General features: G+C 54.1%; 14 protein-coding genes. 13 read left to right on the top strand and 1 reads right to left on the bottom strand.

The annotated features are described in order from the left end of the window. Positions 1-45: 45 nt before the first annotated feature. From QC823_RS12735 to acpS, 11 genes are all read left to right on the top strand, one after another. Complete coding sequence (locus tag QC823_RS12735) at positions 46-825, top strand: sigma-E factor negative regulatory protein (protein WP_309656730.1); 780 nt, start codon at positions 46-48, stop codon at positions 823-825. 87 nt (positions 826-912) lie between these two features. Next, on the top strand, positions 913-1884 hold the full coding sequence (locus QC823_RS12740) for a MucB/RseB C-terminal domain-containing protein (protein WP_309656731.1): 972 nt from the start codon (positions 913-915) through the stop codon (positions 1882-1884). A gap of 5 nt (positions 1885-1889) precedes the next feature. After that, entirely contained in the window at positions 1890-2369 is a 480-nt protein-coding gene (locus tag QC823_RS12745; protein WP_309656732.1) for a SoxR reducing system RseC family protein, read from the top strand. 111 nt (positions 2370-2480) lie between these two features. Then, positions 2481-3905, top strand: a complete 1425-nt coding sequence (locus QC823_RS12750) for a DegQ family serine endoprotease (protein ID WP_309656733.1) — start codon at positions 2481-2483, stop codon at positions 3903-3905. 205 nt (positions 3906-4110) lie between these two features. Further along, positions 4111-5928, top strand: coding sequence for a translation elongation factor 4 (lepA, locus tag QC823_RS12755; RefSeq protein ID WP_309656734.1), 1818 nt, complete (start codon positions 4111-4113; stop codon positions 5926-5928). A gap of 15 nt (positions 5929-5943) precedes the next feature. Further along, on the top strand, positions 5944-6747 hold the full coding sequence (gene lepB, locus QC823_RS12760; protein ID WP_309656735.1) for a signal peptidase I: 804 nt from the start codon (positions 5944-5946) through the stop codon (positions 6745-6747). 87 nt (positions 6748-6834) lie between these two features. Next, a complete protein-coding gene (gene rnc, locus QC823_RS12765) occupies positions 6835-7536 on the top strand; it encodes a ribonuclease III (protein ID WP_309656736.1) in 702 nt (233 codons plus the stop codon). Continuing rightward, positions 7533-8432 carry a GTPase Era gene (gene era / locus QC823_RS12770; protein WP_309656737.1) on the top strand — a complete coding sequence of 300 codons (900 nt, stop codon included), beginning with the start codon at positions 7533-7535 and terminating at the stop codon, positions 8430-8432. The genes rnc and era overlap by 4 nt, the downstream gene beginning before the upstream one ends. 24 nt (positions 8433-8456) lie before the next feature. Next, entirely contained in the window at positions 8457-9185 is a 729-nt protein-coding gene (gene recO, locus QC823_RS12775) for a DNA repair protein RecO (protein WP_309656738.1), read from the top strand. A gap of 32 nt (positions 9186-9217) precedes the next feature. Continuing rightward, the gene (gene pdxJ / locus QC823_RS12780; protein ID WP_309656739.1) at positions 9218-10039 is read left to right on the top strand and encodes a pyridoxine 5'-phosphate synthase; all 822 of its coding nucleotides are present in this window, start codon (positions 9218-9220) and stop codon (positions 10037-10039) included. Further along, positions 10036-10428 carry a holo-ACP synthase gene (acpS, locus tag QC823_RS12785; protein WP_309656740.1) on the top strand — a complete coding sequence of 131 codons (393 nt, stop codon included), beginning with the start codon at positions 10036-10038 and terminating at the stop codon, positions 10426-10428. The genes pdxJ and acpS overlap by 4 nt, the downstream gene beginning before the upstream one ends. Before the next feature lie 2 nt (positions 10429-10430). Here acpS and QC823_RS12790 read toward each other — a convergent pair whose 3' ends face one another. Further along, a complete protein-coding gene (locus QC823_RS12790) occupies positions 10431-13130 on the bottom strand; it encodes an ATP-binding protein (protein WP_309656741.1) in 2700 nt (899 codons plus the stop codon). A gap of 93 nt (positions 13131-13223) precedes the next feature. Between QC823_RS12790 and cysM the strand changes: the two genes are divergently transcribed. Continuing rightward, on the top strand, positions 13224-14138 hold the full coding sequence (cysM, locus tag QC823_RS12795) for a cysteine synthase CysM (protein WP_309656742.1): 915 nt from the start codon (positions 13224-13226) through the stop codon (positions 14136-14138). Continuing rightward, positions 14139-15611: a 23S rRNA (uracil(1939)-C(5))-methyltransferase RlmD gene (rlmD, locus tag QC823_RS12800; protein WP_309656743.1), complete on the top strand. Its 1473-nt coding sequence runs from the start codon at positions 14139-14141 to the stop codon at positions 15609-15611. Positions 15612-15629: the final 18 nt, after the last annotated feature.

Genomic DNA, 15629 nt, shown 5'->3' on the forward strand with positions numbered 1-15629 from the left:
AACGTTGTTAGTGAGCTTCTTATAATCAGTGTGAGGGTGTGAAGTATGAGTCAAAACACGCGGGAGTCGCTTTCAGCCTTAATGGACGGGGAAAGTGAAGAGTTCGAACTACGCCGAGTGTTGAAGTCACTACCTGATAATGCCGACGCAGCGGATACTTGGCGGCGCTACCATCTGGCGCGCAGTGTGATGCAGCGTGAGCTAGGTGTTGATGTCACTGTCGACCTCTCCGCTGGTGTTATGGCTCGACTGCAAGAAGAGTCAGTGCCGTTAGCAGATACTGCTTCGGAGGTTTTGAAAGGCAAATCGCGTAAGGCGCCCACCGTCTCTTTTGCCCGTGGTGCAGGCGTCGCTGCTGCGGTGTCGTTAATGGTGATTACCGGTGCGCAATACTTCAATACGGGGTTTGATAACGGTAATGGTAATCCTGCGGTGGATCGCCCTAACAGCGTGGCTAATGCGCCCTCAATGCCGGCGAATGCGGCTCAGCAAGTGCAGCCTGTAAGCCTTGCTAGTTCAGAGTCTTCTCGTGCCAGCGTGGCGGGGAGAAACATGCCGATGTTTGAACCTACTCCCTTTCGCCTCAATGGTCAGTCAACAAATAGCGGCCTTATGAACGTTAGCGAAGGAGGCTTTTCGACTTCTCAACTTCCGCCAAGTGCAGCAAGCACAAGCAATGTGCAACATTCAGCACTTGATGTTGAACAAGTTCGTTTATTACGTTCATACCTTGAACAGCATGCTCACGGCGCCGCGTATGGTAATAGCGATAGTTGGTTACCGCTAACACGCTCTGCCATGTCAGCGAGTTCGCTAGGGCAGTAGCACATATAATATAAAGAGTGCACGCAGAGGATGTATGAAAAATAGTGTGTGCCTTTGATACCCAGTACGTAGACGATGCCACAGTTGATGACTCGTAATGTTTTCACCACCATTGCTTTGACCTATGCGCTTTACTCAGTACTGCTGTTTGCTTATCCGGTATCAGCCGATGAGCCATGGCTTGGTACAAAGACGCTGAACTGCTCTGCGTTGGAAGGGCAATCACCGACAAATGCTCAGCAGTGGTTGAGCATGAGTTTGTGGGCCAGCCATTGTTACAGTTATCAAGCGCGTGCTGTGACGATTGACGAATCCGAGATTAGTACGCTTGCCCTTTCACACCGTATTCAAGATGGTATTCGCCAGCAGGTGGTCCAATATTTAGACGGTCCCTCAATGAGCATTGAGCGCCACGTCCGAGTCGGACATTGGGGATGGATGAGCGCCCCAGAGGCTGATGTATCCATTCCGACTCAATGGGCAGAACACTTGGGCGATATTTATGCAATTTCGCTGGAAGGTGATAAACGAGTCGCCGGTCGAGATGCGGTGCAAATCACCTTTGATCCTCATGATACGGATCGCTATCCACGCCAGTGGTGGCTAGACGCTGCCACGGGGCTTGTGCTGAAGCATGTTTTGCGCAATACCGATGACGACATTTTAGAAACGTTTCAAGTGACCCAGCTACAAGACCCTGAACGTTTTAGCGGCAATGTTGACATTGGCTATCCAGAGAGCGCCCCAAGCACTGATTGGCAAGTGAACTGGCTGCCCAGAGGGTTCCAGTTGCAGTCCGGCGTATCGCGAGAATTATCTGATGGGCGCGTCCAGCAGCTTTACAGCGATGGGTTAGCCACCGTCAGCGTTTTTGTTGAGCCTGTTTCCGCCTCGTCGTTTTTGCCTGGCGTGCATCGGCTGGGGGTGTCAGCCGTGGCGGTTGAACGTTACCAAGATTCAAATGCGGTTCACCAAGTGGTGGCGATTGGGGAAGTGCCACCAGAAGTCTTGCGCCGTGTTGTGCGTTCAGTCGAACGCGTGGATAACGTCTCGGAGTAAATACCATGGCGCTATCATCTCTGACGTCAGCGATGCCGGATTTATGCCGTGATGCCACGGTGGTGGGGTATAGCGCAACTGGTTTGCGCGTTGAAGTGCAAGCCGATGCTGGTTGCGAGCGTTGTCAAAACGGAGGGGGATGCGGTGCAGGGCTTTTAGAGCGCCCCCGGCGCTGGCAAGTGGATGTGCCTGTTGGCCATAACCTAGAAGCCCAAAAACAACGCAAACTAGAAGTTTTTTTTCCGCTTGGAAGCCATGTGCTTATAGGTATGCCGCGGCGTTCGTTGACGCGTTTGGCGCTTTGGGTTTACGCGCTGCCGTTACTGTTAGCGATGGGGTGCGTGGGGCTTTTATCTGCTTTGGGTTTAGCCTCTAGTTGGAGTGCGCCTGCGCTTTTTTTTGCTACCGTGATCGCCACGACTGTTTTCCTTAGATTCAACAATCGACATGTTGCGGAACGCTTCCGGCCTTATCTTGTCAATTAATTCGGTTTTTTAATACGCATGACTCTATGTGCTGAAGGCTCATTTTGCACTGAGGAATCATAGTTCATCCACGGCCGGTGTTGGCCTTATTGTCAATTTAGGAGCTCTTATATGAAGCGCCTGATTTTCCCCTCGACGTTGTGGCTCTGCTTGGTTGCAGTATTGGTCTTCAGTAGCCATGCCCAAGCGCAACAGTTGCCTGACTTTACCGTTTTGGTTGAAAAAGCCGCGCCGGGCGTGGTGAATATCTCCACGAGTCGAACGGTGCCCAGCCGTAGCAGTTCGTCTTTTCACGGCTTTGGTGAAGAAGACATCCCCGAGATTTTTCGTCACTTTTTTGGTGACCGCTTCCCGGTTCCGCCTGGCCAAGGAGAAGGTCCAGGCCAAGGCCGGAATGAAGAACGGCAATCGTTGGGCTCTGGTTTTGTGATCAGTGAAGACGGCTATGTATTGACCAATGCACATGTTGTCGAAGATGCCGACGAGATATTGGTGCGCTTTAATGATCGCCGCGAATTAGAGGCTGAGATTGTCGGCAGTGATCCACAAACCGACATCGCGTTGTTAAAAGTTGATGCCAGTGGCCTTCCTACGCTTAACCTCGGCGATTCGGATGACTTGAACGTCGGCGAGTGGGTAGCCGCGATTGGCTCACCGTTTGGTTTTGATTACTCCGTCACGGCGGGGATTGTTAGTGCCATTAACCGTACACTGCCACGCGACGCTTACGTTCCCTTTATTCAAACGGATGTGGCGATCAACCCAGGTAACTCTGGGGGGCCGCTTTTCAACTTGGATGGCGAAGTTGTCGGGATTAATTCGCAAATCTTTACCCGTAGCGGCGGGTTTATGGGGCTTTCTTTCGCGATCCCTATCAACGTAGCAATGGATGTGGCGGATCAGTTGCGCGATGACGGACGGGTTAACCGCGGCTGGCTAGGCGTAATGATCCAGCCAGTGTCGCGTGACTTGGCGGAATCGTTTGGTATGGAAACCCCGACGGGTGCCCTGATCGCTGACCTTGATCCGAAAGGCCCTGCGGCACGTGGCGGCCTAGAAGCCGGTGATGTGATTCTTGAGGTCAATGGCGAAGACGTCGAACGCTCAAGCACGTTGCCACGTTTGATTGGTCGTGTGGCCCCGGGCGATGAGGTGGAGCTGCGTGTGCTACGTGACGGCCGCGAGATTAATGAGCAAGTCGAACTGGGTCGCTGGCCCAACAGTGAGCAAGCCAGCCCGAGCCAGCCCGATAACAGCCAAGTGCGTCTGGGTGTCGCGGTCCGTGAAGTCGATGACGCTGTCCGCCAAAAGCTCAATATCCAAGGAGGAGTTGAGGTGACTAACGTTGAACCGCAAAGCGTTGCAGCGCAGGCGGGTATTCGCCCTGGGGATATCTTGGTCAGTATTGACCAGAAAAGTGTCTCATCCAGCCAAGAGTTGGCCGAGGTCGTCGAACAGTTACCAAAAGACCGCGCCATTCCGCTGCGGGTCTACCGCGACGGGCGCTCGCTTTTCGTAGCGCTTCGCTTACAATAACGAAGGACTTTTCGTACCTGATCCCTTCAAACAGTCCGGCTAAAAAGCCGGACTGCTGTTCCTCTCTCTCTCATATCGCTACAATAGCGCCTATCTTTCTTGTCGGAATAGCCCGTTCACCGTTTTGGTTATTTTCGAGCGTTGTTTTTTCGCAGTGGCATTTACGAGCACCTGCGTACGACTTTCATAAGGCAGAATACATTCGATGTCCCACGACGACCCCAATGAACAGCTCAAGCACATACGCAACTTCTCTATCATTGCGCACATCGACCATGGTAAATCCACGCTATCAGATCGGTTGATTCAGACCTGTGGCGGCCTTACTGAGCGTGAGCTTAAAGAGCAGGTACTCGACTCGATGGATATTGAGCGCGAGCGTGGGATTACCATTAAAGCGCAGTCGGTGACGTTGGATTACAGGGCGCCCGACGGTCAGCTGTATCAACTTAATTTCATCGATACACCAGGCCACGTCGATTTCTCGTACGAAGTGTCGCGCTCGCTTTATGCCTGTGAGGGGGCGTTGTTGGTTGTGGATGCGGCGCAAGGAGTGGAAGCCCAGTCGGTGGCCAACTGTTACACCGCCGTTGAGCAGGGGCTTGAAGTGCTGCCAGTACTCAACAAGATTGACCTCCCACAAGCTGATCCAGACCGGGTAGCGCAAGAAGTCGAAGAAATTATCGGCATTGACGCGACCGATGCCTGTCAAGTGTCGGCAAAAAGCGGGGTTGGTATTGATGCGCTGTTAGAGCGTTTAGTGCGTGATATTCCCCCGCCCAAAGGCAGCCCAGATGCGCCATTACAAGCGCTGATTATCGACTCTTGGTTCGATAACTACTTAGGCGTCGTGTCGCTCATTCGCTTGTTTGATGGCACCTTGCGTAAGGGGGATAAAGTACGGATTAAATCTACCGGTCGCGACTGGGGCGCAACGGAAGTGGGGATTTTCACCCCACTGCGTAAAGAAACCAACATTCTGCGCGCCGGCGAAGTGGGCTTTTTGGTCGCTGGCATTAAAGACATTCATGGTGCCCCCGTTGGCGATACCATTACTCATGCTAAAACGCCTGATGTCGAGCGTTTGCCCGGTTTCCAAAAAGTGAAGCCGCAGGTTTATGCGGGTATGTTCCCGGTTAGTGCCGATGATTACGAAGACTTTCGTGATGCACTGGAAAAATTGGCCCTAAACGACGCCTCCCTGGAATATGAACCGGAAAACTCGGATGCGCTTGGCTTTGGATTTCGCGTGGGCTTTTTGGGCACACTGCACATGGAGATCATCCAGGAGCGCTTAGAGCGCGAATATGATCTCGATCTTTTGACCACCGCTCCTACGGTGGTTTATGAGTTAGCGATGAAAAATGGCGACGTTAAGTACGTCTCCAACCCTTCAAAGTTACCGGATTTAGCCGACATCGAAGAAATGCGTGAACCTGTGGTGCGCGCCAGTATTTTGGTACCACAAGAATTTGTCGGTAACGTAATCGCCGAGTGCGAGCAACGCCGTGGTACTCAGCTCGATATGCAGTTTTTGGGTAACCAAATTCAGCTCACCTATGAGCTGCCGATGTCTGAAGTGGTGATGGATTTCTTTGATCGACTGAAGTCGATTTCTAAAGGATATGCGTCTTTAGAATATAACTTTGAGCGCTTTGAAGCGGCGAAACTGGTGCGCCTCGATGTCATGATTAATGGCGATAAAGTCGACGCCCTTGCCGTGATTATTCACCGGGATCATGCCCATTCACGCGGACGCATTCTGGTAGAAAAAATGAAAGAGTTGATTCCGCGCCAGATGTTCGACGTTGCGATTCAGGCAGCCATTGGGGGGCAAGTGGTGGCGCGCTCTACCGTTAAAGCACTGCGTAAAAACGTGACGGCGAAGTGTTACGGTGGCGATATCACGCGTAAAAAGAAACTGCTTGAAAAGCAAAAAGCCGGTAAAAAGCGGATGAAGCAAGTCGGGCGTGTGGAAATCCCCCAGGATGCCTTCCTTGCCGTGCTCAAGGTCAACGACTAGGGAAGAGACCCCACCATGGATTTTTCACTACTTCTGGTCATTGCCGTAGCGCTCTCCGGCATTGTTTATCTGCTAGATGCGCTTTTTTGGCGTCGGCGGCGCCGTGAGCGCACTGAAACGGCGGAAGCAGCCACGACGGAGGGACTTGACCCCCAAAGTCGTGAAAAACTGCTGAAAGAGCCGTGGCCGGTTGACTATGCACGCTCTTTTTTCCCGGTACTGCTAGTGGTGCTAGTGGTGCGTAGCTTTATCGTTGAGCCCTTTCAAATTCCCTCTGGCTCCATGCGTCCGACATTAGAAGTGGGAGATTTTATTCTGGTGAACAAGTTTGCCTACGGCCTGCGATTGCCGGTAGTGCATACAGAGATACTGGATGTCTCCGAGCCTGAGCGGGGCGATGTGATGGTATTTCGCTTCCCTAATGAGCCTTCTGTTAACTTTATTAAGCGCGTTGTCGGCTTGCCGGGCGATTCCATTCGCTACGAAGGGAAACAGCTTTATGTCAATGGTGAAGCGGTACCCAAGGCGCTACTAGAAGAAGGCCCTGAGACCTCTCCTCAACAGCTGTTATTGGCAGAAGAGATGGGAGGCGCTGAGTATCAAGTTTATAACAATCCGCTGGACCCCGGCCCTCAGCTTCGCACCGTTGTGGTACCCGAAGGCCACTATTTCACGATGGGTGACAATCGCGACCACTCCAACGATAGCCGCTACTGGGGCTTCGTCCCTGAAGAGAATATCGTTGGCCGTGCCTTCGCTGTGTGGATGCATTGGGATGGCGGTTTACCCAGCTTTACCAGCATGCGACGCATTGAGTAACACGTGACTGACAACTCACGTGACTGACAACAATAGTGTAAAAATGGCTGTAACCCCCATGTTAACCGTCGATGACGTAGGAGCTCCGTGAGTAATCCCTTAAATGCTTTTTGCCGACGTATCGGCTATGAGTTTAACGATATATTGCTGTTAGAGCTGGCCATGACTCACCGCAGCTATGGTGGCCGCAATAATGAGCGCTTGGAATTTTTAGGTGACTCAATTGTTAATTTTGTGATTGCCGAAGCGCTGTTTGAACGCTTTCCTCAAGCTCGGGAAGGACAGCTCTCGCGCTTGAGAGCCCGCTTGGTGAAGGGACAAACGCTTGCCGAGCTAGCCCGTGAGATGGCGTTTGGAGAGTGCTTACGATTAGGATCGGGTGAAATGAAAAGCGGCGGCCATCGGCGCGAATCCATTTTGGCAGACGCCGTTGAAGCCGTCATTGGTGCTATTTACTTGGATGCAGGAATGGATGCCGTGCGTGAACGTGTACTCGCGTGGTACACCCAGCGGCTGGCGAATATCTCCCTGCAAGACACGCAAAAAGACCCCAAAACCCGCTTGCAGGAATTTTTGCAATCGCGTCAGGCAGCACTTCCACGCTATGAAGTCGTGACCGTCAAAGGGGAAGCCCATGCGCAAACTTTTACGGTTGAATGCCATATTGATTTGCTTGATCAGCATACAACCGGCAAAGGGCCAAGTCGCCGTCACGCTGAACAGCAAGCGGCTAACGAAGCGCTACACTATTTAGAACCCTCATCTGAAGAAAATGGAGAAACCCAATGAGCCAGACGTGCGGATTCGTGGCGATCGTTGGGCGCCCCAACGTTGGCAAATCGACGTTGATGAACCGTATTTTGGGGCAAAAAGTCTCGATCACCTCCCGGCGTCCACAAACCACACGCCATCAGGTGATGGGTATTAAAACCGAAGACGATGCGCAGTTTATCTATGTCGATACTCCCGGCATGCACATCATGTCGAAAGATCGCAATAAAGCCATCAATCACTTTATGAACCAGGCTGCCACTCAGGCGCTGCGTGATGTCGATTGTGTCGTATTTATTATTGATCGCACCCGCTGGAGTGACGAAGATCAAGCGGTATTAAAACGCTTAGAGCACGTTAAAGCGCCGGTTATTTTGGCAGTCAATAAAGTGGATCGCTTGCAGGACAAGGCGACGCTGTTGCCGTGGTTATCAGAAGTGGGTGCCCGCCGTGACTTCGCGGCCATTGTGCCAATTTCCGCCAAGCATGGCACGCAAGTGGATACGCTTGAAGAAGAAGTGGCTAAATACCTGCCAGAAAGTGTGCACTTCTTTCCTGAAGATCAAATTACGGACAAAAGTCTGCGCTTTATGGCGGCGGAATTGGTGCGGGAAAAAATCATGCGCCAGCTCGGCGATGAGCTGCCATACCAGGTGACCGTCGAGATTGAGGAATTCCGGGAAACGGAGCGTGTGACCCATATTAGCGCGCTGATTCTGGTGGAACGCCAAGGGCAGAAAGTGATCTTGATTGGCGATAATGGCGAGCGGATCAAAAATATCGGCCGTGAAGCACGCCTGGATATCGAGCGCGTGCTAGGTACCAAAGTAATGTTGAACCTGTGGGTTAAGGTAAAACGTGGCTGGTCGGACGATGAGCGCGCCTTGAAAAGCTTAGGTTACGACCTCGACTAAGCGACGTTTGTCATTGAGAGCTTTATGACTCCCGAGCCGGCTTTTTTGCTCCATCGGCGCCCCTATCGCGAAACCAGTGCGCTGGTCGATCTATTGACGATCAACCACGGACGAGTCCGTGCCGTTGCCCATGGCGTGCAGCGGCCGGGGTCTAAGTCGCGCCAGCGTCTTCAGCCGTTTACCCCCTTGTTTGTTACCTGGCGGGGCGAGCGCGAGCTCAAGCGGCTGATGCTGATGGAGTCGCGTGGACATACGGCACTGCTCGTGGGTGAGGGGCTGCTGTGTGGGTTGTATGCCAATGAAATTGCGACACGGCTGCTACCCCTAGAGATGCCGGCAGATGACACTTTTGCGTTCTACACCGCCTTGATGGAGGAATTGCCACTACCTGCCGAGCGAGCACATGCGCTGCGCCGCTATGAGTGGGCACTGCTAGAGGCGCTGGGGGCGACACCGCGTTTTACTACCCCCAACGGTTCCGCGCTTGACCCGCACGCGCGCTATCAATTCGATGCGCTTAACCGCGCTTTCGTTCCCGCTGAGCGAGGATGGGAAGGGCGCACCCTTCGCTATATTGAGCAGGGTAACTGGCATCACCCGGGCCTTGCTAACGCACTCAAAGCGTTGATGCGGGCGGCGTTGGCGCCTTTTTTAGGGTCACAAGAGCTACGCTCGCGGCACTTAATGTTGGATTTAGCGCGGCGACGTCACGTTTCAGCACCTACATCTGTTGGCCCGTTTCCCTCTTCTTAGCCTTATCCGATGTGTTTTATTTTGGAGGTGTTATGCATCCCCCCCGTATTTTGTTAGGCGTTAACATTGATCACATTGCGACGCTGCGCCAAGCGCGTGGCACGCGTTATCCCGATCCGGTCCAAGCTGCCCTGGTGGCGGAAGAGGCTGGCGCTGACGGTATTACCGTGCACTTACGTGAAGACCGCCGCCATATTCAACCTCGCGATGTGCGCCTGCTTGCCGAGGTGCTCAATACGCGTATGAACCTTGAGATGGCCGTCACTGAAGACATGCTGGCCCTTGCCGAGGAAATTCGCCCGGCGAATGTGTGCTTAGTGCCAGAAAAGCGCGAAGAACTGACCACCGAAGGCGGCCTCGATGTAGTGGGTGGCTTTGATGTTATTGCTAAAGCCTGTCAGCGTCTGGCCGCCGTTGGTTGCGACGTCTCTTTATTTATTGACCCCGATGAAGCACAAATTGAGGCAGCTGTGCGTGCGGGCGCGCCCACGATTGAATTACACACTGGCGCGTTCGCTGAAGCCAGACCAGGAAGCGATGCAGCCAATGCAGAGTATCACCGCTTGACCCAAGCCGCGACACTGGCCAATGACGCAGGGTTAGTGGTTAATGCTGGCCACGGCTTGCATTACCATAACGCCGAGGCTATTGCGGCCATCCCCGGCTTGAATGAGCTCAATATTGGTCATGCGATTATGGCGCGCGCGCTGTTTGTCGGTTTGAAAGAGGCAGTGGTGGAAATGAAACGACTGATTGTCGCTGGCCAAGAGGCAGGGCTAATGGCGGCACTCGATGCCCATGATCACGAGCATGATCAACACGACGAACACCACGGCTGCTGCGGGCACGCATGATTGTCGGCATTGGTTCCGATATCGCGCGGGTAGCGCGTTTTGACGCGGCAATGACCCGCCATGGGGAGCGCTTTGCAGCGCGCATACTGGGCCCGAATGAGCAAAGCCGTTTTGTTGGGCATCCGCAGCCGGCAGCATTTCTTGCGAAACGGTTTGCTGCCAAGGAAGCGTTTGTCAAAGCCTTGGGGCTAGGGCTTCGCTTGGGCATACAGTGGGGCGAAATTGAAGTTCTTAACGAGTCGTTGGGAAAACCTTATCTTCAATTACATGGCGTAGCGGCGCAGCACGCGGCTGCTTTAGGGGTGGACAAAAGCCACGTAAGCCTCAGCGATGAGGCTGAGTATGCCATCGCTTTTGTCGTGTTAGAGCAAGCAGACCACAAGGGATAAACTTAAGAAACGCCCGTTAAGCGCTGACGTTCTTTCCTTAGACGCGTCATTGACGCATATAAGTCGTTCACCAGCGTTTTGGCTTGCGCCATTCCACGCGTTCGCAGGCGCGTTTCTAAGGTTTCCACCAATAAGGCAAGTTCCGGCGCACCACAGTAACGGCTAGCGCCGTTAAGATGATGAACGGCATCCAGCAGTGCCGTTTCATCTTGAGCATCCATCGCGTGGCGAATGTGGGCTTCACTGGCGTCAAGGCTATCGATCAGGGCGATCAACTGTGTATGCGCACGCGCTAGACTCCCACCTGCCAGCTGTTCCCCTAACGTTAAATCGACAATCGCAAGCGTTTCCGGCGCATGAGTTGGCCTGGGTGCGGCGGCTTTAGCGCTGAGCGTTTCGACTGTTACGCCTAAAAAACGCTGTAACAGTTGGTGCAACTTCGCCTCGTCAATAGGCTTTATGAGCACTTCATCCAGCCCTTCGTTAAGCCATTGTTGGCGCTCGTTGTTAAGCGCATGAGCGGTGACGGCTATCACTGGGCAGGAGGCCCACGGGCCGCCCAAGCGGCGCAGTGCCTGAGTGGTCTGTACGCCATCCATGCCGGGCATACGGATATCCATGAGCACCATGTCAAAAGGTATCGGGGCGTCTTTGGCGAGTGCCAGTGCTTGCTGTCCGCTTTCTGCCGTGGTAACGACCATGTTGTCGCGCTCTAACATCGCCTTGAGGAGCTCACGGTTGGACGTATTATCATCGACAACCAATATGTGAAGGTGGTGTGTCTTGCTGTGCGTCTCTGCAGGGGCAGCGAGCGCTGTTGACGGTGTGTTAAGCAGTTGGCGTTTGAGTGCATTGGCCAATGTGGCGCGGGTGACTGGCTTGGCTAAAATCTCACCACCACAAGGAAATGTCAGCCTTGGTGCATCGAGGTTGGGAACGTTGGCAAGTACCAGTACGGGACAGTGCGCGGCATCAATGGTGGTTTGTAGCGTATCAATAGCCGAGCCGTGGAGTTCTTTTGCTGTAACGCCAAGCACGAATAACTGACTCGTTTCTAGCGCGGCCAAAGAGCGTGATTTTCCTCCCCAGCGCTCGATTAAATGAGACAGTACAAAGCGGGTCGGCTCGTGTGGCTCATGCAAGCAAATCGTGGGGGAGGGCAGCGTGAGCTCCACCGGCCTTTCTTGTACGTTGGGGGCGAGCAGCGGTAGGGTGAAAGCAAACGTAGCGCCTTTTCCTGGTTCGCTTTCGACGCTAATTTCACCGCCCATACGCTGAATCAGCTGCTGGCAAATGGTAAGGCCTAAGCCACTGCCGCCAAACTCCCGCGAGTGACTGGGTTCGGCCTGAGAAAATGCGCTAAAGAGTTGTTTTTGTTGCTTATGGCTTAAACCAATTCCCGTGTCGTTGACACTGATACGTAGCACGGGCTGTGCCCTTTGAGGCTGAGCGTCATCATCGCTATCCAACATCACCCGCACAATGACGTCACCCTCATGGGTGAATTTGATGGCGTTGCTGAGCAGGTTGCTTAACACTTGGTGCAGACGCAACGGGTCACCGCGCACCGGCGTGGGGACATCGTCGTATACCATCGCGACCAACTGCAGTTCTTTACGCTGCGCTTCCGGCGCGTGGAGCCCTATTACCTCATCTATCAGTGTGACCATGTCGATATCCGCTTCTTCAAGCGTCAGGCGGTTGGCTTCTAGTTTGGAGAAATCCAGCACGTCATTGACCAACATAAGCAAGTTATCGCAAGCACGGTGTACGTGCTGCAACCATTCCTGCTGGCGCGGTTCGAGCTTGGAGCGACCGAGTAAACGGCAAAAGCCAATAATCCCGTTAAGCGGCGTGCGAATTTCATGACTCATATTGGCCAAAAATTCTGATTTGACCGCGTTGGCGCGCAATGCGTTGCGGTGAGCCATATCAAGTTCAATATTCTGCTCTTCTATGGTCTCCATCGACTCTTGCAGCTCGCTTGTGGCTTGTTCAATCTGGGCTTGCATCTCATGCTGAGCGCGCTGCATGGTCTGCGCCAACGCCTGGATATTATTCGCTAACTGTTGATGTTCGTGAGTCGAGGCATCGGCAAGATGAAGGCGATAATCCCCACGTGATAGGCGATATAAAGCAAGGTTTGCCTCTTCTAGCGGGCGGGTGGTGAAGCGGCTAATCGCAAAAGCAACTAAAAAAAGTGCAATACCCAGTAGCATGCCCACTAAGCTTAAGGTGGCAACCCAGCGATAGTACCCAAGTGTTAGTGTGCGGGTCTCCACTTCAGCCTCTAGCCAGCCGTGGCGTGAGGCATCATTGTCGGCAGGCAGCGGCTGGCGAAGTTGCCAAACACCGTTGTTGGTATTTAACTGAAACTCATGGGGGGCTTGTGTCACGGGCGTGGGAGGCATCGCATGCCCAAGGGAAATCAAACGCTCGCCGCCAGCGCTATAAAGCGCCACGGCGCGAAATTCATCTTGTTCAAATAGGCGTCGAGTGAGTTGCGTTAGCACCTCAGGGTTAGCCGTTGAGAGGGCTTGGCCAAGGCTTGGCGCAATAAGTTCACTGTTACCTTGCAAGCGCTCTTGAAGCGCTTGGCGTGAAGCGTGATCGCTGTTCACCACAAGGAAAACCGCCATGGCCGCGTAGACGCATAACGGAATGCCCATCAACGCGAAGAGAAGTCGAGTATTCAAAGACATGAAAAAAACGCCCGGTGATTCAAAGTGGTTGCCTATAAAGCCTTGGCTTGCGCCGATATAATGCCGCATAACGGTAATGATAAGGAACGCATGATGAACGATTCCACACGCTATCCCACGCTCGAAGACGTGGTGGGCAATACACCGCTGGTGCGCTTAAAGCGTATCACGGCGGGGCGCAACAATACGCTGTTGGCCAAGCTTGAAGGCAATAATCCCGCCGGTTCGGTGAAAGATCGTCCGGCTCTGTCGATGCTTACCGAAGCCGAAGCGCGCGGCGATATTGTCCCCGGCGATACCCTGATAGAAGCAACCTCGGGTAATACCGGCATCGCGCTTGCCATGGCGGCGGCGATCAAAGGCTACAACATGGTGCTCGTGATGCCGGAGAATGCCTCAGCCGAGCGCAAGCAAGCGATGGCGGCTTATGGCGCGAAGCTGGTAGCGGCGAGTAAAGAGGGCGGCATGGAAGAGGCGCGCGATATCGCCAATGCGATGATCTCACGGGGAGAAGGCAAGCCGCTGGATCAGTTCGCCAATCCTGATAATCCGCTGGCGCATTACCGCACGACCGGCCCAGAAGTCTGGCAACAAACCGGTGGTGAGGTGACTCACTTTGTGAGCTCCATGGGGACGACAGGCACCATCATGGGCGTTTCGCGCTATCTCAAAGAGCAGAACTCCGCTGTTCAGATCGTCGGTTTGCAACCCGCGGATGGCGCCAGCATTCCGGGGATTCGCCGTTGGCCTGAGGAATACCTTCCGGCCATCTTTGAGTCGCCAAGGGTGGATGTCACATTGGATATCCGTCAGGAAGAAGCCGAAACGCACATGCGTCGCCTAGCGCGCGAAGAGGGTATTCTGGCTGGCGTTTCTTCTGGTGGATGCCTCGCCGGAGCACTGCGTATTGCAGAGCAAACCGAAAATGCGACCATCGTGTTTATCGTTTGCGACCGAGGGGATCGTTATCTCTCCACGGGACTGTTTGCCCCAGAGGTGGAAGGATAGATGGCCATGTTGGGCAAGCGGCGCCCGTCACGTCCCGCCTCGAATAAGTCGGGCTTGGCGCGTCAAGAAAGTGCAAAACAAACGCCTAACGCGGAAACCGCCCGCGAGCAAGCGCTCACCATTGAACGCCTCGCGCATGATGGCCGTGGCGTGGGGCATCTACCGTCGGGCAAGGCGGTATTTGTCGATCAGGCGCTGCCGGGTGAGCACGTTGAAATCGCCACGCACGTAACGCGTAAACGCTTTGACGAGGCGCATATACGCGAGCGACTCTCCACTGCTGCCGAGAGGGTAACCCCTCCGTGCCCGCACTTTGGTCACTGCGGCGGTTGCGATTTACAGCACATGAGTGTGCCCGCGCAGCGTGAGCACAAGCGCGAAGTCGTGCGTGACTTGCTGGCCCAAGGGCTGACCTGGCAGGGCGATATCGGTACGCTTAAAAGCGACACTGACGCTTATCGCCGTCGCGCGCGCTTGGGGGTAAACGTCGATCGTGAAGGGCATGTATTGATGGGCTTTCGCGCTCAGCGCAGCCACCGCCTGGTGGATATTGCGAGTTGTTGCGTGCTGGTGCCCGAATTGCAGGCATTGATCACCCCGCTGCGCGATTTGTTGGGCACGCTTCAGTCGCCGCGTGACGTCGGGCACATTGAGCTGCTGTCCACGTCAGATACCCAGGTGGTTGTCGTCAGGCAACTCAAAGACCAGCCGAAAGATGTCGAACGTTGGAAAGCCTTTGCTCAAGAGCAGGGTGTGGCGTTAGGAATGCGTTCAGGGCGAGATAGCATTGATCGCGACAGCCTCAACCGTGATAACCCGGAACGGGCAAAAAGCCAGGCAGATGCCCCTGAATTGCACTGGGTTGGTGCGCCACCGATGCTTAACGATACGCTGGCGCTGTCTGGGTTTGAACCGCTAACCCTAGCATTTTCCCCGGGCGATTTTCTTCAAGTGAACGCCGCTGTGAACCAGCAAATGGTGGCGCAGGTGATGCAGTGGCTCGCGCCGCAAAAAGGGCAGCAACTGCTGGATTTGTATTCCGGCATTGGTAACTTCAGTCTACCGATGGCCGCCGCTGGGGCGAAGGTGCAGGCGGTAGAGGGTAATCCCGCCATGGTGGCACAACTCGCCGCGAACGCTCACCACCACGATCTGCCGGTAATGGCTCAGCAAGCTAACCTGAATTCGCGAAAGAGCGTTGATGCATTGCTGAAAGAGACACCAACCGAAGCGGTCATTCTCGACCCGCCAAGGGGCGGCGCAGAGAGCGTTTGTCAGGCGTTAGCGACGATCTCCACTAAGACCCATCCGCGCCCGCGTATTGCCTATATTTCTTGTGATCCGTCGACACTAGCGCGTGATGCGGCATACCTTGTGCATGGAGGGTATCGTATTGCACATGTGTTTATGGCGGATATGTTTGTGCATACCGCGCATATGGAAACGCTGATGCTTTTGGAACCGCCGGCATAACGGGTCAAACGTTGTCGT

The organism is Vreelandella vilamensis, assembly GCF_031451755.1.
In the GTDB taxonomy this organism is placed as follows: Bacteria; Pseudomonadota; Gammaproteobacteria; order Pseudomonadales; family Halomonadaceae; genus Vreelandella; species Vreelandella vilamensis.